Raw genomic sequence first — 16914 nt, 5'->3', positions numbered from 1 at the left:
CAATAGCGTGGCCCGTTCGTCTATCGGTTAGGACACCTGGTTTTCAACCAGGTAAGAGGGGTTCGACTCCCCTACGGGCTGCCACCTTCTCATTTCTTTCCTTTCTGTTCAAAGGCTTGCGGGGTCGGCTTGTCCAGCCTCCCCGATAGGCTGGTCAAATTCTGATCAGGTTTCAGGCCGGTAGCGCGCGCCAGCGCCTTGTCGGCCTGCTTGGCCCGGTTCGCCTTCTTGACGTAGGTCCCGCCGTCGTTCGGCGTCGCATGGGCGAGGAAGCTCTTGATCTCGAGCTCCCCGCCCCCGGCATCAGCGATTCTCGTCGCCTGCCCCTGGTGCAGCCTATGGGCCGAACAGTGTGGCATTCCAGCGACGCGGCACTGATCCTTGAACCAGTTGCCGAACGATTCGACCGTACAGGGCCGCCCCAGCTGGCAGGTCAGGAACAGCATCTGTCCCTAGGGCAGCACCTCGATTTCGCGCCCCAATTCCGGCAGGATTTCGTAGTCCCCACCTGCGCCTGTCTTGTGCCACTGATAGCTGATCCTGCCTTTCCGGACTTCTGCGAGCCGAGGCGCACCAGGTCCTGCCGCGCCGCCAAGCCGGCCTTTGTCCCCGGCCCGTGGTGGGCAAGAAGCTGACCGATCTCGGCCTCGGTCCGGGTATGGTATCCGTCTGGGTTTTCCTCTCGCCGATCGGCATCGCGGGCTGGGTTATTCTTCTGCCCGGCCAGGTCGTGCTTGATCGCAATGTTGAACAGCATGGACAGGTCTTTCTTGACCGTGTTCGCCCCAGTCGGCCCGGCCTTCACCCCCCGAGGGGGTAGGCATAAAGCTGAGCTACCGGGGCGAAACCCCGCGTTGGAAGTCAATTTTCGCGCAGGACATTTCGAAGAAAAAAGCCACAGGTAGGAGGGGTTAGCTGTGTGCTGACATCAGCGCTACAAGTGCGAACCATGGCCGCAGCGAACATAGGAATTCCCGTCCTCACCTTCCCCCCGGAAGCTCTCGGCCCATAGCTGGCACTAATAAAATGTGCCAGCGCCAGCTGTTGAGCGGAAAGAAAGACAACATGGTAACGAAACGCGGAGCTAGCTCTAGTAGATTGCCATACTTGTAGCGGCCAGCACGTTGCCCAACTGGCATACTGCTCCCTGCTATCGGTCAGGACGATCCTCAGCAGCCTCGTAGGTCATCCAAAATTTGGCAACCAACAGCGTTGTTGTCGCGGCGAGAGGTCCCAGGATGAAACCCGGCGCTCCGAACAGCAAAAGGCCGCCGATGACCGAAATGAATGCCGGAACAGTATGCAGGCGCAAACGGTTGCCGATGAACATCGGTCGCAGCACGTTATCGATTCCGCCCACCACTATTCCACCCCAAACAGCTAGAATGACCGCGCGCACCCAGCTTCCGTCCAGCATCAGCAGCGCCGCCGCAGGAAGCCAGACGACAAAGGCCCCAAGGACCGGCACGATCGACAAGAGCCCCATGACCAGCCCCCAAAGCAGCGGCGTGTGCAGTCCAAGCACCCAGAACATCAGCCCACCAAGGGTTCCCTGAACGGCGGCGACGGCAAGGGTTCCATAGACAGTCGCCTGCACGGTTTCCGAAACCCGGCGCAAGAGCTGGGCTGCCTCAGGCTTCGACAGCGGAAGCCAGGCCACGATTGCACCCTTGGCCGCCGTCGCATCACGGAGAAAATAGAAGAGCAGGTAGAAGGTAATGAGCACCTCGACCACCTGCAGCATCGACCCACGGACGAATATCGCCCCGATGTTGCTCAGCCACGTCGCGATCGTGGACATCACCGACGGCAGATCGAATTGCTGGTCGATCCAGACCCCGAAAGGAGCCAGTGCCGGATGATCGTCCAACAAGGCCTGCAGTTCGCCGCCCTCGACGCGGGCCTGAAGCGACAAAATGCCCGAGGTGGCTTCCGAGATCAGGCGTTCCACCACGAAGACCGCAGGGACCACCACGACCACACCAACGATCAGGGTTGAAACTGCGGCGGCGATGTTTGGGTGCCGGATCACCTTTTCGAGTCTCTTCTGAAGCGGCGAAAAGAGGATCGCGAGCGTCACCGCCCAGGTGATGGCACCAAGAAAGGGCCATGCGACAAGGGTGCAAAGAGCGACACCGGCGATGCTTGCAACCGCCAATGCCAAGCGCCGCAAACTGGTAGAGTTGTCGGATCGGGGTGGTGATGTCATGCGCTCAACTCATGGCAGGCACCTGAACTGCCTCCGATGACAGCCTCAGTCGGTTATGCTGCATCAATGTTGCGAAGGCTTCCGTCTGCTGCCTTCCTCTATCAGCATTTCAGGCGGCGGTACCTCGGGCAGCCCGTCGGGGACCGTATCAGGGATTTCGGGCACCGTCGATTCAGGCACTTCGGACCCTCCTGGCGGCATTTCCATGGGCGAAGACGGCGGTTCTTCGGTCGGGGCCTCAAGCGGCGGTCTGGCCAATTCGAGAAAGGCAAACCGGCTCGTCACCCGGGGCGAACGGACCGACACGCAGCCTGACCGCGCACTCCGGAACCGCATGTCGCGCGTCGTGCGCACGAGGTCCGCTTCCTGTTGCTTGCTGCGGGCAGGATCGAAGGATCGGGCATCAAGTGCCCGCCAGTGCAGCCTCGTCAGCTGAAAAGATCCAGGTGAGGATCCCGCACCGGCCGGGCGACTACCGCAATCCAAAGTAGCCCAGCACGAAAACGATGATGACAACTGCACCGACAAGCCAGATCAGATTGTTCATGTGTCTTCCCTTCCATCCTTACAGAACGGCAGCCGGTTACCGGCCGCGCCTACTTAATTTGAGTCCACGCTTGCGTGTCCGTCTGTCGCGACAGCCCGCAGCCAGAAGGACAAGCGCGCAAGCGCAAAGGTGTTCGGGCCGCAAGCGGACCTGCCACTGCGATCAGGAGCCGCGCGTCCAGTCATCGACTTCGCGCTCTGCCGCTTCCTTTGCCAGCCCGTACTTCTCCTGGACCTTGCCGATCAGCTGATCACGCTTGCCGGCGATCTGATCCAGATCGTCATTCGTCAGCTTGCCCCACTTTTCGAGCACCTTGCCCTGGACCTGCTTCCATTTGCCTTCAACCTGATCCCAGTTCATCGCGTCTCTCCTTCTCGAAGGTCAGTGTGGCCGAGAACGATCTGGGCCTGCTGCAAGGCTACCTTTTGCGTGCACGGTCACACTTACATGGATCAGTCTTGGCCAGAATGGGGCGGGAACTGCACGACGGACTGCCGCAGATCAGCTTTTGCGCGGGCCAGCCCAGGTATGACTGCGGAATGACCGCTGTCGCCGAACCCAAGCCCACCCCCGGTGTTCGCAAGGGAGGAAAGCGCCTTTTGCGTAGTCTTGTCTTGCTCGCGGTTGGGGCGTTTGTGGCTGCAGGCTGGTGGTTCGGCCCCTGGCGGGCAAACGGACCTGCGGTAACGTTCGAGGTGATGGCCCCCGGCCCGGTCACCCTGGTCCTTGCCGTCAGCGGCAAGGTGGCCCCGCGCGATCAGGTTCAAATCCGGTCGGCCGTCTCGGCCACCCTGCTTGAGGTGCTGGCCGTCGAAGGCCTTGTCGTGCAGCCCGGCGATGTCCTGGCCCGGCTGGACCCCAGCCAGCAAGAGGCGATCGTGCGGCAGGCCGCCTCGGCCCTGGGTCAGGGGCAGGTTCTGCAACAACAGGCCGAACTGGCCTATCTGCGCAATCAGGAACTGGGCAACCTTGTGCCTCGGTCCCGGCTCGAGGATTCCCGGCTGGCGTTGGACGGGGCGGCACAGGACGTTGCACGGCTGACCGCCCTTCTCGATCAAGCGACGATCCAGCTGGGCCGGTTCACCCTGCGCGCGCCGATTGCGGGCACCATCACCGTGCGGTCGGTGGACCCTGGACAACTGGTGGATCCCGCGACCGCCCTCTTCACCCTGGCCGACATGACCGAACTTCTGATCGAGACCGATGTGGACGAGGCCTATGCAACGCGCATCGCGGTCGGGCAGGAGGCGGCAGTGCGTCTTGTCGGCGGTCGCGGGATATTGGAGGGGACGGTGATCTTCGTTTCCCCCCGGGTGGACCCGGCGACCGGGGGGCTGGCGGTCAAGCTTGGTCTGGCCGACCCGCTGCGCGCGCCGATTGGCCTGACGGTGACGGCGAACATCGTCGTGGGGCGCGAGACGGCGCTGACCGTCCCGCGCACCGCCTTGCAGGGGGATGCGGTGTTTCTTCTGGTCGGCAACAGGGCCGTGCTGCGGCCCGTCATGGTGACCGATTGGCCCGCCGCCCGGCTGATCGTGACCGAAGGGCTGGCACCGGGCGACCGGGTCATCACCGACAGCACCGGGCTGAGCGACGGGCTGGCCGTGGATGCGGGCGAACCCTGATGCTTTACGCGCTGAAGATCGCCAGCCGCTACCTGACCGCCTCCAAGGCGCAGACCGCACTTCTGGTGCTGGGCGTGGCGGTCGGCGTCTTCATCTTCATCTTCATGTCCGCCCTGATCGGCGGGCTGGCTGAGTTCATCCTGTCGCGCACCGCCGGAGATATTTCCCACGTCACCATCGAGGCCGAAGAGATCGACCCGGTCCTTCTTCTTGCCCTGCCCGGAGAGGTGCTGCTGGCACAGGAAACCGCCTCTGAAACCGCCGACCTGCGCGAGGCGGCAGGCTTCATCCCCCTAATCGAGGCGCTGCCCGAGGTCAGGGCCGTCTCGCCCCAGATCACCGGCGCGGGCTTCCTGCGGCGGGGCACGAAGGTTGCGCAGGTGACGGTGACCGGGCTGGAGGCGGGGCGGGAATCGGCGATCCTGAATCTGGACAGCTACATGGTCGAGGGCGATGCCCGCCTGCGGTCGGGTGCGGTGCTTCTGGGCCGGACGCTGGTGGATGACATGGGGCTGGCCCTTGGCCAGACGGTCGTCCTGCAATCGGCCGACGGGGTCGAGGTGGCACTGACGCTGACCGGCATCTACCAGATCGGCACGGGCGGTGGGCCGGACCGGCGGATGGCCTATGTCAGCCTGCCCACCGCGCGTACGCTCTTCGCCATGCCCCAGGGCCTGAGCCGGATCGAGATCAAGCTTTTCGACCTTTACGCCGCTGATGCGGTCACCCTGCGCGTCGAAGGGCTGACCGGCCTGCCCGCGACATCCTGGACCGAGGATGGCGCGCAACTCCTTGAGGCGCTGAAGGCGCAGGCGCAGACCGGGTACTTCCTGAAGACCTTCGCGATGATTACGATCATCATCGGCGTCGCCTCGGCGCTTCTCCTGTCCACCTACCGCCGCAGGCCGGAAATCGGGATCATGCGGGCGATGGGCGCCTCGCGGCTGTTTGTTGTCGGGGTCTTCGTCACCCAAGGCGCGCTGATCGGGGTCCTGGGCGGGCTCTCCGGCGCAGTGCTGGGCTATCTGGCGCTGCTGCCCTTTCCCACTCGCGATGCTTTCCGGTCGGGCACCTTGCCGATGGACATCACCCAAGGCTCCTATGGGCTGGCCATCACGCTGACGGTGATCGGGGCGATCCTCGCCTCGATCCTGCCTGCCCGGGCAGCGGCGCGGGTGGATCCGGTCACGGCGATCGGGCAATGAGCCTGTTGACCGTCACCGATCTGGTCAAGACCTTTGGCGAGGGCGACACCGCGACGCGGGTCCTGCGCGGCTTGAACCTGACGCTGGAAAAGGGGCAGATGGCAGCGCTGCTCGGGCCGTCGGGATCTGGAAAAAGCACGCTTCTGACCATCCTCGGCACCCTGATGCAACCCACCTCGGGCGCGCATGTCATGCTGGGGGTGGACCTGACCACCGCCACCGATGCCGAGCAGACGGCCTTTCGCAACCGCCATATCGGCTTTGTCTTCCAGTTCCACAACCTTCTGCCAGACTTCACCGCACTTGAGAACGTGATCTTCCCTACCGCCATCCGTGAAGGCCGCGAGACTGCTGCCGCTCGCAGGCGCGGGGCGGACCTGCTGACGCGGATGGGGTTGGCCGAGCGGATAGACTATCCCTCCACCAACCTCTCCGGCGGGCAGAAGCAGCGGGTGGCCGTCGCCCGCGCGCTGATGAACGCACCCGAACTGGTGCTGGCCGATGAACCCACCGGCAACCTCGACCGCGCCTCGGCGCTGCAAGTGATGGAGCTGATCGGCCAGATCAACCGCGATGAGGGGACGACCTTCCTGATCTCGACCCATGACGAGAAGATCGCGGCGACCTGCACGCGTCAGATCATCGTGGGGGACGGGCAGGTCACGGGCTAGTCGACACAGACCGTCATGTGGTCGACGGCCCGGCCAAGTGGGGCAGTTCCCGGACAAACGCGACGGGCTACATGTCGCAGGCGACAAGTTCAGCCATTTCGGCATCGTTGACCGGGATCATCTCGGTCCGACCGGGAAACTCTGGCCCGCCGCTGACAATCAGGTACCTGGCAACGCGCCGGTAGGCATTGAAGGTCAGCCCCTCCAGGCGCTCTTCTTCGGTCAGAAGGACATAGTCGCCCGGAGGCATCGTCCTGTCTGAAAGCGGAAGGGTGAACGGTTTGCGAAAGGTCAGCGTCGTGCGGGTTGAGCGGATGTCCATTCTTGCCTCCATAGTTCGGTTCGATTGCGCATGACCCGTCAGCGCCGGACGTCCGAACCCGACGGGCCCCGGTTTCACACCGCCCGCCCGGCTTGCACCGGACGGGCGGGCTTCCCACATCGGCAAGGGGATTTCAGCCAATGCGAGTATGGTTTTCAGTCACCGTGATGCGCGGGGAAGCTGTCCCCACGGCGGGGGGCCGGTCGCGCAGGGTTTCGGAAGGACGCCTGGGCCGTGTGGACGTGACCGATGATACCGGCGGCACCAGCATCCAGTCGGTCAGGCTGCCGCGCCAGTACAGATTGCGCTTGCCGTCGATCATCCAGGCAACCTCGGCGGAATAGGGCACGGAACGGCCCTGGCACAGACGGTAGTCCGAGAACTGGCCTTCCCAAGGTGTCGGCAGGGTCGGCGAGGTAGCCGAACGGGGGCGGTCCTCGGCCCAGACGCTGCCGATGTGCCCGTCGGGGTCCAGCGTGAAGATCACCTCGGCCCGCTGTGCGCCACTGCCGGTGGCAACCGCAAGCCGGTTCCGGTCGATCTCGCGCCACTCCAGCGCCGGATTGTGCAGGATGGCATCGGGGGCATAGGGAAGTTCGGCAAGATAGCGCTGCAGCTCGCCCTTGGTCAAAGCGGCCGAGGATCTGGACCGGACCAGTGGAAAGACCCCGAAGGCAGTCACATCCATCCGGCCTTCGCCATCGACCAGAGCGTCGAGCACTGTGAGATAGCCCAAGGGCCAGAAGCGGGCGCGCCAGGAAAAGGCACAACGCGTGACCTCAAGGGTCTGGCTGGCGCGGAAAGGCAGCCAGCCGTCGGTGTCCAGCCGCAGCTTCATGCTGCCTGTCTGGGTCAGATGCACCGGCCCCGCGATGCGTGCCGGACTTGCGCCAAGCCGCAAGGCAAGGTCACGGACGGCGCCGGGAAGGGTCATCGGACAGGCCCCGCGACCGGAGACCCTTCGTCGATCATGTCCTTCCGGCCCTGTTCGGCCGCGCCGGTCTGCTTGCGATCCCTCTCGTGCTGGTCGGCCTCGGCCTTTGTCGGCTCGACGAGGCGGTCGGCATGCTGGGGCGGGGCGTAAAGCGTGTAAAGCCGCAGGCGCCGCTTGCCGGTGTTGACAAGGTTGTGCCGCGCGCCCGCCGGAACAAGGATGGCATCGCCCGCCTGCACATGGCTGCGCTGCCCGTCCAGCACGATCTCGCCACGACCCTTTTCGATCCGGAAGAATTGGTCATGCGTCGCATGGACCTCGGAGCCGATCTCTTCACCGGGTTTCAGCGCCATCAGGACAAGCTGCAGGTGGGTGGCCGTGAACAGCACCCGGCGAAAGTCACGGTTGCCTTCGGTCAAGGCCTCGATCGGTCCGACATAGCCATGCATCTGCGTTCTCCGGGTTCGACTGCCATCACTGTGACAGAGGCAACCAGGCCCGATCCTGCCTGAGGTTAGCGGCGGGGCGATTTCAGCCGGACGGTCAATCTGTCAGCCTGCTGATGCAGATTAGGGCGGTCTCGGCGGATTTGCGCCATCGTTGCACAGGACTGAACCCTATGGCCCCGCGACCCTCTCGCCAGGCCTTGCCACCGAAGGAACACATCATGACCCGCACCTCAGGCCCAATCCTCCTCGCCGCGACACTGGCACTTTCTGCCTGTGTCTACAGCGACGGCACATCCAACAAGCCCGCCACCGGGGCGCTGATCGGTGGCGTGACCGGCGCGGTCGTCGGCAAGGCTGTCGGCGGCGATGACCGCTCGGCCATCATCGGCGGCGTGGCCGGAGCCGTGATCGGCGGTGCCATCGGCGAAAACATGGCCCGGCAAGAGCGCGAGCTGAACCAGCGGCTTGCCGGAACCGGCGCCAGCATCACCAACACCGGCAGCCAGTTGTACGTCATCCTGCCCGAGGGCGTGACCTTCGCGACCGGCTCTGCCGTCGTGGACCCAGGCTTCCTGCCTGCCTTGCGTGACATTGCGCGGTCCTTGCGCGAACACCCGTACTCGACCATCCGCGTGGTCGGCCACACCGACAACGTCGGCGGGGCGGACTACAACCGGACGCTCAGCCGCGAGCGGGCACAGGCCGTGGCGCAGATCCTGGTCCGCTACGGTGTTGCATCCAACCGGATCACCTATTCGGGCCGCGGCTATGCCGATCCGATCGCTTCGAACTCCTCGGCGGCCGGGCGTGCGATGAACCGGCGGGTCGAGATCATCATCACCCCGACGAATTGACGTTCGCAACCTTCCGGAATCCGAAATGCCGCCTGCCGCATCCCGGCGGGCGGTTGCTTTCCGGTCGGCGTCTCGGGAATGGCAGCCTTGCCCGAACCCCGCGCCTCGACCCGCAATCGGCTGATTTTCCCTGCATCGGACCTGTCACCGCAGAAAACCGGCTTCGCGCAACCCTCAGTCAGTATCGGCGGGATTGGCCCGACCTGACGTTGCTGGAAGCCGCGACTGGAGTCCTGGAACAGACCAGTCGTTCCTTCCGGGGCTTGTCATCAAGCCTCGGAAGCACACCCAATGGCCTACAGCAGAAGCGGTCTGTCCTGGTCCAGGTATGTGCGGTCGAACCCTGCCATCTCGACCAGGGCGTCGTAGTCGTCGAACACGACCCGTCCCTTCTGGAAGGTGAGCATGCCTTCCTCGCGCAGTTCCCGCAGGACGCGGTTCACGTGCACGGCGCTGAGGCCCAGGGCATCGGCCAACAGGTACTGCGACATCGGACAGAGGTACCCCGCCCGGGTCCCCAGACCGACCAGCCGCAGCCGCGCGCCAAGCTCCAGCAGGAAATGCGCCATCCGTTCTGTCGCGGACCTGCGTCCGATATCGACCAGATGCTCGACCACCATCGCCTCGTCGCGGGATGCGGCCCACAGGACCGCCGTGGCCAGCCGCGGCGTCTGCGAGAAGGTGTTCAGAAGATCGCGCTGCTTGACCTCGGAGGCCTGGACCAGGGTGATCGGCTCGACATTGTGGTCGGCGGTCCGGAACAGCACCGACCGAAGGCCAAGGAAGTCACCCGGGATCTGGATGTCCACGATCTGCCGCGACCCGCCTGGCAGGATCTTGTAGGAACAGGCCCAGCCGGAAGCCACGACATAGGCGCTTTGGTTGGTCTGGCCCTGGTGGATCATGTCGACGCCAACCGCAAAGCGGCGGCGGCGGCGGTAAAGGTCCGACATGGCTGTCAGGTCCAGGTCCGACAGCTTTACGAAGGCTGCAAGCTTCCGCGCGAAAGGGCTGTCCTGGATGGCAGACAGACTGGCGGTCTCCGGCATTGTTCACCTCACGGGGATCGGCGGGTGATCTGGCCGCCCCAAGGTCCTTGTTCCGCAAAAGATGCGTCCGATTGCTGATCCAGATCAGTCCGGCTGCCGGATATCCTGCCAGGATCGCGCAAGTCATGACATCGCGCGAGCTTGTGTGCGGTAGTATAGCAGAACCCTTCCAGAAAGTCGAAATCCCATGGCCGATATCTCCGATGTGGCCGGAATTGCCGCACTGACCATCTGCGAGTCGCTTCTCCTGGCGTTGAACGACCGCAATGTCCTGCCCGAGCGGGAAATCGTCGGCATCCTGCGCGACGCGGCAAGCGCACATGCACCGGCCCCCGATGGCGGGAACCCGGCGATGCATGCGGCCGTCGCGGCGCTCATCACCAAGATCATCGACGGCGGGAACTCGGTCCGCCGCAGATAGGGCGGTGTGACGGTCTACAGGCGACCCGTCAGCAAAAGCACGACCAGGATGATGACGATCACGCCAAGCGTGCCGCTGGGCAGATAGCCCCATGACGCGCTGTGCCGCCAGGTCGGCAGGGCACCGATCAGCAGCAGGATCAGGATGACGACAAGCATGTTGGTCAGCATGGGACGGACTTTCTTCCAGGGTCAGGACTTCGGCTGCCGATCATGCCGAACCCCTCTGCAACGGCACTAACCTGCGACAGTCCTGCGATGACCTGACGGCAAAGCGGCAGGGATACTGATCCAGGGCAGCTTTGCCTCCGGCCGCCTGTGGCATTCAGGGTCAGGCGTTCATTCAGGGCGTTACCTCATCCAAAAGGCAAATCGCATGACACACGCTGCTCTCGTGGCGGGAACGACCGTCGCCTTCATCGCCCTTGGTGCAACGGGCGGGGTCGCCCAGACCGTCCTGACCGGCATCGACTCGGTCGACGACCGGATCGATGACATCGACCGGGAGGCCCGGCTTGACCTCGACCGCGGCAACGACGCCTTCCGCTACGGGTCGCCCGAGTACCGCGAGGGCCTGTCGGGCAGTGCCTCGCTTGGCTATTCCGGCAAGACCGGGGTCACGGATTCCAGCGAATTCAGCCTGGGCGCGCGGTTGCGCCTGGCCAATGGCCCGATGATCCAGACCCTTGGCCTGGTGCTGGACTTCGCCGAATCCGGGTCCGTGAAGACCAAGGAAGACCTCTTCGCGATCTATGACGCGAACTACTACTTCGACGATGCCTTCTATGCCTTCGCCCTTGGCCGGGTGAAGACCGACGGCCTGGCCGAGACGGCAGACACCGTCAAGACCGACGCCTTCATCGGCGTGGGGCCGGGCTACCGCGTCATCAACACGCCCGACCTCAGCTGGCGGGTCCAGGCGGGAATCGGGGTCAGCTACCTGAAGGACGGCGCGGGCACCTCCGAGACCGAGACCGGCTACATCGCCTCGTCGCGGCTGTTCTGGCGGCTGAACGAAAGCCTCTTTGCCACCAACGACACCGACGTGCTGAAGTCCGACAGCGCGCTGCGCGTGAACAACGACCTTGGGTTCAACGTCAAGATGTCCGACATGTTCGCCACCCGTGTCAGCTACCTGACCGAGTACAACGACTCGCGCGCCGTCAGGACCGAGAACAAACTGGGCGTCTCGCTGGTCTATTCCTTCTGACAGCGATCACCCAGCACCGGAACGGGGCGGGGGAAATCCGCCCCGTTCCAATGTCAGTGGTCAGGGCGACGGCACCTGCCGCACAGCGCGGCGCCAGAGGGGCTTCAGAACCTCCAGCACGACCAATATTCCGGCGCCTGCCAGGGGCGGGACGGCCAACCAGGCCGACGGCAGCGCGGAAAAGTCGAAAAGGTCTCGCGCCGGTTGCCAGAAAAGGCTGACGGCCAGCAGAACCGCTACGACGGGCAGCACCACGGCCAAGGCCCGGTTCGGCCGCCGGATCGCCGTCACGATCGACGCGGAAAGCGACCGATCCACAAGGATCAGCGCCACCACCCCCAGAACCAGCGTCGCGAAGGTCAGCCCGCGGGCCTGATCGGTCGACAGACCGTAGCCGGGTGCCAGCACGAAGACCGCGCCGGTCACGCCAAGAACCAGCGCGCCTTGCACAAGGCTCCACAGGATGGTCGGGCCGGAAAAAAGCGGCTCGCCCGGCGGGCGCGGCGGGCGGTCCATGACGCCGTCTTCCTCTTCCTCGGCCTCGAAGACCAGGCTGCAGACCGGGTCGATGACCATTTCCAGAAAAGCGATGTGGACCGGGCCGAACAGCAGCGGCATCCCGAACAGCAACGGCATAAGCGCCAGCCCGGCAATCGGGACGTGCACAGCAAGTATGAAGCTCATCGCCTTGCGCAGGTTGTCGTAGATGCGGCGGCCAAGGCGCACGGTGGTGACGATGGACCCGAAGTCATCGTCCAGCAGCACGATGGACGCGGCCTCACGCGCGACATCGGTGCCACGCTTGCCCATGGCCACGCCGATATGCGCGGCCTTCAGCGAGGGCGCATCGTTCACCCCGTCGCCTGTCATCGCCACCACCGCGCCGCTTGCCTTCAGGGCGGTCACGATGCGCAGCTTCTGTTCGGGCATGATGCGGGCGAAGATCGTAGTGTCCGCGACGGCAGCCGCAAGGTCGGCGTCCGACATCTGCGCAAGCTTTGCGCCGTCGATCACCTTGTCACCGGCAAGCCCGGCCTGGGCCGCAATGGCCTGCGCGGTTGTCGGGTAATCACCGGTAATCATGATGACCCGGATGCCCGCGCTTCGGCACTGCGCCACCGCCCCGGGCACTGCGGCGCGCAAGGGATCGGCGAGGCCCACAAGCCCCACCAGGCGGAAGGTGAAACCCAGCTGGCTGTCGGGCAGCGTCGCTCCGGCAAAGCCCGCCTCGGCCACGCCCAGCACCCGGAGGCCCGCCCCGGCCATCCGGTCCACCTGCGAGGTCAAAGCGGCGCGGGTGTGGGATGGCAAACGGCAGAGATCGGCAATCGCCTCGGGCGCGCCCTTGGCCGCGACCTGCCAACCGCTGCCGGTCGCCGTCCAGACCTGCGACATTGCCAGGAGGTCAGGCGCAAGCGGATAGCTTCGCACCAGCTTGCGCCCCGCGCCCGGCAAGGTCTCGCCTGCCCGCAGATCCGCTGCCGACAGGGCATGGAACGCCTTCTCCATCGGGTCAAAGGGGTCCGGGGCCGAGGCCATGGTGCCCGCCGCCACCAGTTCGCGAAAGGCCTCGGGCAAGGCCGGGCCAACTGGGGTCTCGGTGCCTTCTGGCAGGCAAAGCCGGGCGACCACCATGCGGTTTTCCGTCAATGTGCCGGTCTTGTCGGTGCACAGGACGCTGGCCGCGCCTAGGGTCTCAATGGCCGCGGCACGGCGCGTCAGCACCCGCACCTTCGATATCCGCCAGGCCCCCATTGCCATGAAGACGGCCAGCACCATAGGAAACTCTTCCGGGAGCATCGCCATGCCGACAGCGATGCCCGCCAGCACGCCCTCCAGCCAGCCGCCGCGCAAAAGGCCATACAGCACGACCACAGCCAGGCTCACCACGGCCCCCACACCAGCAAAGACCAGCACCAGCTTGCGCATTTGACGCTGCAAGTGCGGCGTTTCGGTTTCCAGCTGCCCAAGCGACGTGCCGATGCGCCCGATCTCGCTGCTCGGGCCGGTGGCCGTGACCTCGGCCAGGGCCGTGCCGCGCACGATCAGGCTGCCGGAATAGACCATAGGCTGATCCTCGCCCCCCGGTCTTGCCCCTGGATCGGCCTTGCCCGCCAGCTTGCGCACCGGAACCGCCTCGCCCGTCAGCAGGGACTCGTCCGCCGCAAGACCCGTGGCTTGCAAAAGCCGCGCATCCGCCGGAACCCGGTCGCCCTCGGCCAGCACGATCAGATCGCCCCGCGCCACCTCGCGCCCGGCGATGCGCTGCCGCTCGCCATCGCGGATCACCAGGGCGCGCGGGCTGGTCAGGTCGCGCAGTGCCTCAAGCACCCGTTCCGTCCGGGCTTCCTGCACCACGGTGATGCCGACCGAGAGGCAGGCGAAGGCCAGAAGGATAAGCGCCTCTTCCCGGTTGCCCAGCGCCAGATAGACCACGCCACCGGCCAGAAGCAGTGCCAGCATCGGTTCGCGCAGGACGTCGAGGATGATCCGCAGCGGCGACCGCCGCCGTGTGCGCGGCAGTTCGTTGAACCCCTCGTCCTGAAGCCGGGACTGCGCTTCGGCCCGTGTCAGTCCTTTGGGCAAAACCCTCGCAAGCGGCGCTCCTTTGGCGGATCTGGTCACGTCATTCACCTTTCACTGCAAGGCGCGAGCCTCACACGCCCTCGCTGGTACCGATCCTAACCTGCATCAACCCGGCGCCGCGGGCTTGCGCCTAGGCTCAGGATATCGCGTCAGCGCAGGGAGCCGTGCCATGCCCACCACCCCGAAGCCGGGCTTTCGCTTCCCCTCGGCCTTCACCATCCTCTTTGCGCTGATCGTCCTTGTCGCCGCCCTGACCTGGATCATACCGGCTGGGAAATACACTCGTGTCCCCTCTGAAGCCCTGGGCCGCGACGTGCCCGTGGCTGGCACCTATGCGCCGACCGAGGCCAACCCGCAGGGTCTCTTCGACGTCATCCTGGCCCCCATCGCGGGCTTCTACGACCCGGGCAGCTATGCCGCCAACGCCATCGACGTGTCGCTGTTCGTTCTGATCATCGGCGGGTTCATCGGTGTGGTCACCGCCACCGGGGCAATCGACGCTGGCATCGCACGCGCCATGGTCCGCCTGAAGGGGCGTGAGACCTGGATGATCCCGTTCCTCATGGCGCTGTTTGCCCTGGGCGGCACGACCTATGGCATGGCCGAGGAAACGCTGGCCTTCTATGTCCTCCTGATCCCGGTGATGATCGCCGCAGGCTATGACGCCCTGACCGCCGTCGCCGTGATCTTGCTGGGCGCAGGTGTGGGGGTGCTCGGCTCGACCATCAACGCCTTTTCCACCGTCATCGCGTCGGACGCCGCCGGGGTGACCTTTGCCGACGGGCTGATGCTGCGGCTGGCCATTCTTGCGGTCACCTGGGTCGTGACCGTGGCCTTCGTCATGCGCTATGCCGCAAGGGTGAAGGCCGACCCGTCGAAGTCGCTGGTCCATGATCGCAAGGCCGCGAACGAGGCGCATTTCGGGACCCAGACCACCGCTGGCCCCGCCACCTTTACCGGCCTGCACCAGATCGTCCTGATCCTTTTCGCGCTGACCTTCGGCGTGATGATTTGGGGCGTTTCGCTGGGCGGCTGGTGGATGGCCGAGATGAGCGGGCTGTTCCTGGCAGCCGCCATCGTCATCGGCATCGTCGCGCACCTCGGCGAAGCCAAGCTGGTCGAGGCCTTCGTGAACGGCGCCCGGGACCTTCTGGGGGTCGCCCTCATCATCGGCCTGGCGCGCGGGATCGTCGTGGTGATGGATGCAGGTCTCATCACCGACACGATCCTGCACAGCGCCGAGGTTTCGGTCGCGGGCCTGCCGCCCACCGGCTTTCTTCTTGTCGTCTACTGGATCGAGGTCGGGCTGTCGTTCTTCGTCCCCTCGACCTCGGGCCTTGCGGTGCTGTCGATGCCGATCCTTGCCCCGGTCGCCGATTTCGCCGGGGTGCAGCGCGAGCTTGTCGTCACCGCCTTTGCCACCGCCAGCGGGATCGTCAACCTCATCACCCCCACCTCTGCCGTGGTCATGGGCGGGCTGGCCATCGGGCGGGTCCCCTACGAACACTGGCTGCGCTTTGTCTGGCCGCTTCTCGTGGTCCTGACCCTTGTCATCATGGCCGCGCTGGCGCTGGCCGTCAGCTTCGGAGCCACGCCATGACCCTGACCTATGGCGTCCATTCCGAGGCCGGGACCCTGCGCCGCGTCCTTGTCCACCGCCCGGGGTCGGAAATGGCCCGCCTGACGCCAGCCAATGCCGAGAGCCTGCTCTTCGACGATGTCCTGTGGGTAAAGCAGGCCCGCATCGACCACATGGCCTTCGTCGACATCCTGCGCGAGCGGGGGGTGGAGGTCGTCCTTCTGCGCGAGATGCTGGAGGAGGTGCTGGCAATCCCCGAAGCCCGTCAGTGGCTGCTGGCGGCGCGGATCAACGACAATTCGGTCGGCGTCGGGCTGTCGGCGGACCTTCTTGCCTGCCTGACCGAGATGCCCGCCAAGGCGCTGTCCCACATCCTGATCGGGGGCATGAGCAGGGCCGAACTGCCGATCCCGGAAGCGGGCGTGGTCGTGCCGATGCTGCGGGATGAGGACTTCCTGCTGCCGCCGATGCCGAACACGATCTTCACCCGCGACTCGTCCTGTTGGATCTATGGCGGGGTCACGCTGAACCCGATGTTCTGGCCCGCGCGACGGTTGGAAACCCTGAACCTGACGGCCGTCTACCGCTTTCATCCCGATTTCGCGGAGGCCGGGTTCCCGATCTGGTTCGGCGACCCTCTGGTCGATCACGGTATGGCCACGCTGGAAGGCGGCGATGTCATGCCCATCGGCCACGGCACTGTCCTGATCGGCATGGGCGAACGCACCACGCCGCAAGCCGTTGGGCAAGTCGCGCGGGCACTCTTCGCCGGGGGCGGGGCGGAACGGGTCATCGCCTGTCAGTTCCCCCGCGCGCGGTCTTCGATGCACCTCGACACCGTCTTCACCTTCTGCGACCGGGATCTGGTGACCGTCTTCGCCGAGGTGACCGACGCGATCCGGACCTACTCCCTGCGCCCCGGCGACAGGGGCAAGGTCACCGTGACGGCAGAGAACGCGCCCTTCCTGGACGTCGTCGCCGGCGCCCTTGGCCTCAAGAAACTGCGCACCGTGCCGACAGGTGGGGACGCCTACGAATCCCAGCGCGAACAATGGGATGATGCGAACAATCTCCTCTGCATCTCTCCCGGCGTGGTCGTCGGCTATGAGCGCAACGAACACTCCAACACCCTTTTGCGCAAGGCGGGGGTGGAGGTCATCACCATCTCGGGTGCCGAGCTTGGCCGGGGTCGCGGCGGCTCGCACTGCATGACCTGCCCCCTGATCCGTGACGCGCTGTGATGTGCCCGCCCTT

The 16914-nt window shown here is 65.2% G+C and carries 17 protein-coding genes and 1 tRNA gene; 9 read left to right on the top strand and 9 right to left on the bottom strand.

The features are described 5' to 3' along the window. Nucleotides 1-9 precede the first annotated feature (9 nt). Nucleotides 10-84 (top strand) — tRNA-Glu (locus E8M84_RS07190). Between the two features lie 5 nt (nucleotides 85-89). On the opposite strand, the gene E8M84_RS07185 is transcribed toward E8M84_RS07190, so the two are convergent. The 3 genes from E8M84_RS07185 to E8M84_RS07175 all read right to left on the bottom strand — a co-directional run bounded on the left by E8M84_RS07185 (nucleotide 90) and on the right by E8M84_RS07175 (nucleotide 3116). Further along, entirely contained in the window at nucleotides 90-446 is a 357-nt protein-coding gene (locus E8M84_RS07185) for a hypothetical protein (protein ID WP_137110449.1), read from the bottom strand. 704 nt (nucleotides 447-1150) lie between these two features. Next, nucleotides 1151-2209 carry an AI-2E family transporter gene (locus E8M84_RS07180; RefSeq protein ID WP_137110448.1) on the bottom strand — a complete coding sequence of 353 codons (1059 nt, stop codon included), beginning with the start codon at nucleotides 2207-2209 and terminating at the stop codon, nucleotides 1151-1153. A 709-nt stretch (nucleotides 2210-2918) separates the two neighbouring features. Continuing rightward, nucleotides 2919-3116 (bottom strand): CsbD family protein, encoded by a 198-nt coding sequence (locus E8M84_RS07175; RefSeq protein ID WP_137110447.1) that lies wholly within the window; start codon nucleotides 3114-3116, stop codon nucleotides 2919-2921. Between the two features lie 275 nt (nucleotides 3117-3391). Between E8M84_RS07175 and E8M84_RS07170 the strand changes: the two genes are divergently transcribed. The 3 genes from E8M84_RS07170 to E8M84_RS07160 are packed head-to-tail and all read left to right on the top strand — an operon-like array spanning nucleotide 3392 to nucleotide 6257. After that, complete coding sequence (locus E8M84_RS07170) at nucleotides 3392-4381, top strand: efflux RND transporter periplasmic adaptor subunit (RefSeq protein WP_170971866.1); 990 nt, start codon at nucleotides 3392-3394, stop codon at nucleotides 4379-4381. After that, a complete protein-coding gene (locus E8M84_RS07165) occupies nucleotides 4381-5586 on the top strand; it encodes an ABC transporter permease (RefSeq protein ID WP_137110445.1) in 1206 nt (401 codons plus the stop codon). The genes E8M84_RS07170 and E8M84_RS07165 overlap by 1 nt, the downstream gene beginning before the upstream one ends. Continuing rightward, nucleotides 5583-6257, top strand: a complete 675-nt coding sequence (locus E8M84_RS07160) for an ABC transporter ATP-binding protein (protein WP_137110444.1) — start codon at nucleotides 5583-5585, stop codon at nucleotides 6255-6257. The genes E8M84_RS07165 and E8M84_RS07160 overlap by 4 nt, the downstream gene beginning before the upstream one ends. A 67-nt stretch (nucleotides 6258-6324) precedes the next feature. Here the strand turns inward: E8M84_RS07160 and E8M84_RS07155 are convergent, their stop codons facing one another. The 3 genes from E8M84_RS07155 to E8M84_RS07145 all read right to left on the bottom strand — a co-directional run bounded on the left by E8M84_RS07155 (nucleotide 6325) and on the right by E8M84_RS07145 (nucleotide 7962). Continuing rightward, a complete protein-coding gene (locus tag E8M84_RS07155) occupies nucleotides 6325-6579 on the bottom strand; it encodes a hypothetical protein (protein WP_137110443.1) in 255 nt (84 codons plus the stop codon). Nucleotides 6580-6712: 133 nt separating this feature from the next. Further along, nucleotides 6713-7513 (bottom strand): DUF6544 family protein, encoded by an 801-nt coding sequence (locus E8M84_RS07150; protein WP_137110442.1) that lies wholly within the window; start codon nucleotides 7511-7513, stop codon nucleotides 6713-6715. Next, nucleotides 7510-7962 carry a cupin domain-containing protein gene (locus E8M84_RS07145; protein ID WP_137110441.1) on the bottom strand — a complete coding sequence of 151 codons (453 nt, stop codon included), beginning with the start codon at nucleotides 7960-7962 and terminating at the stop codon, nucleotides 7510-7512. The genes E8M84_RS07150 and E8M84_RS07145 overlap by 4 nt, the downstream gene beginning before the upstream one ends. Before the next feature lie 218 nt (nucleotides 7963-8180). Between E8M84_RS07145 and E8M84_RS07140 the strand changes: the two genes are divergently transcribed. After that, nucleotides 8181-8816: an OmpA family protein gene (locus E8M84_RS07140; protein ID WP_240790305.1), complete on the top strand. Its 636-nt coding sequence runs from the start codon at nucleotides 8181-8183 to the stop codon at nucleotides 8814-8816. Between the two features lie 296 nt (nucleotides 8817-9112). On the opposite strand, the gene E8M84_RS07135 is transcribed toward E8M84_RS07140, so the two are convergent. Then, nucleotides 9113-9865, bottom strand: a complete 753-nt coding sequence (locus E8M84_RS07135; RefSeq protein ID WP_137110440.1) for a Crp/Fnr family transcriptional regulator — start codon at nucleotides 9863-9865, stop codon at nucleotides 9113-9115. Between the two features lie 187 nt (nucleotides 9866-10052). On the opposite strand from E8M84_RS07135, the gene E8M84_RS07130 reads away from it, so the two are divergent. Then, on the top strand, nucleotides 10053-10286 hold the full coding sequence (locus E8M84_RS07130; protein WP_137110431.1) for a hypothetical protein: 234 nt from the start codon (nucleotides 10053-10055) through the stop codon (nucleotides 10284-10286). A gap of 14 nt (nucleotides 10287-10300) precedes the next feature. On the opposite strand, the gene E8M84_RS07125 is transcribed toward E8M84_RS07130, so the two are convergent. After that, complete coding sequence (locus tag E8M84_RS07125; protein WP_137110430.1) at nucleotides 10301-10456, bottom strand: DUF3309 family protein; 156 nt, start codon at nucleotides 10454-10456, stop codon at nucleotides 10301-10303. 205 nt (nucleotides 10457-10661) lie between these two features. Here E8M84_RS07125 and E8M84_RS07120 point away from each other — a divergent pair, with 205 nt between their 5' ends. Further along, entirely contained in the window at nucleotides 10662-11495 is an 834-nt protein-coding gene (locus E8M84_RS07120) for a YdiY family protein (protein WP_137110429.1), read from the top strand. A gap of 60 nt (nucleotides 11496-11555) precedes the next feature. Here E8M84_RS07120 and E8M84_RS07115 read toward each other — a convergent pair whose 3' ends face one another. Continuing rightward, a complete protein-coding gene (locus E8M84_RS07115; protein ID WP_205914566.1) occupies nucleotides 11556-14120 on the bottom strand; it encodes a cation-translocating P-type ATPase in 2565 nt (854 codons plus the stop codon). A gap of 130 nt (nucleotides 14121-14250) precedes the next feature. Here E8M84_RS07115 and E8M84_RS07110 point away from each other — a divergent pair, with 130 nt between their 5' ends. Continuing rightward, entirely contained in the window at nucleotides 14251-15681 is a 1431-nt protein-coding gene (locus E8M84_RS07110) for a YfcC family protein (RefSeq protein WP_137110439.1), read from the top strand. Further along, the gene (gene arcA, locus E8M84_RS07105) at nucleotides 15678-16901 is read left to right on the top strand and encodes an arginine deiminase (RefSeq protein WP_137110438.1); all 1224 of its coding nucleotides are present in this window, start codon (nucleotides 15678-15680) and stop codon (nucleotides 16899-16901) included. Before E8M84_RS07110 ends, arcA begins: the two co-directional genes overlap by 4 nt. Nucleotides 16902-16914: the final 13 nt, after the last annotated feature.

The organism is Rhodobacter sp. SY28-1, from assembly GCF_005222785.1.
Lineage (GTDB): Bacteria > Pseudomonadota > Alphaproteobacteria > Rhodobacterales > Rhodobacteraceae > Tabrizicola.
Note: the sequence above shows the minus strand (reverse complement) of the source record. Positions and strands in the feature narration are given on the sequence as shown.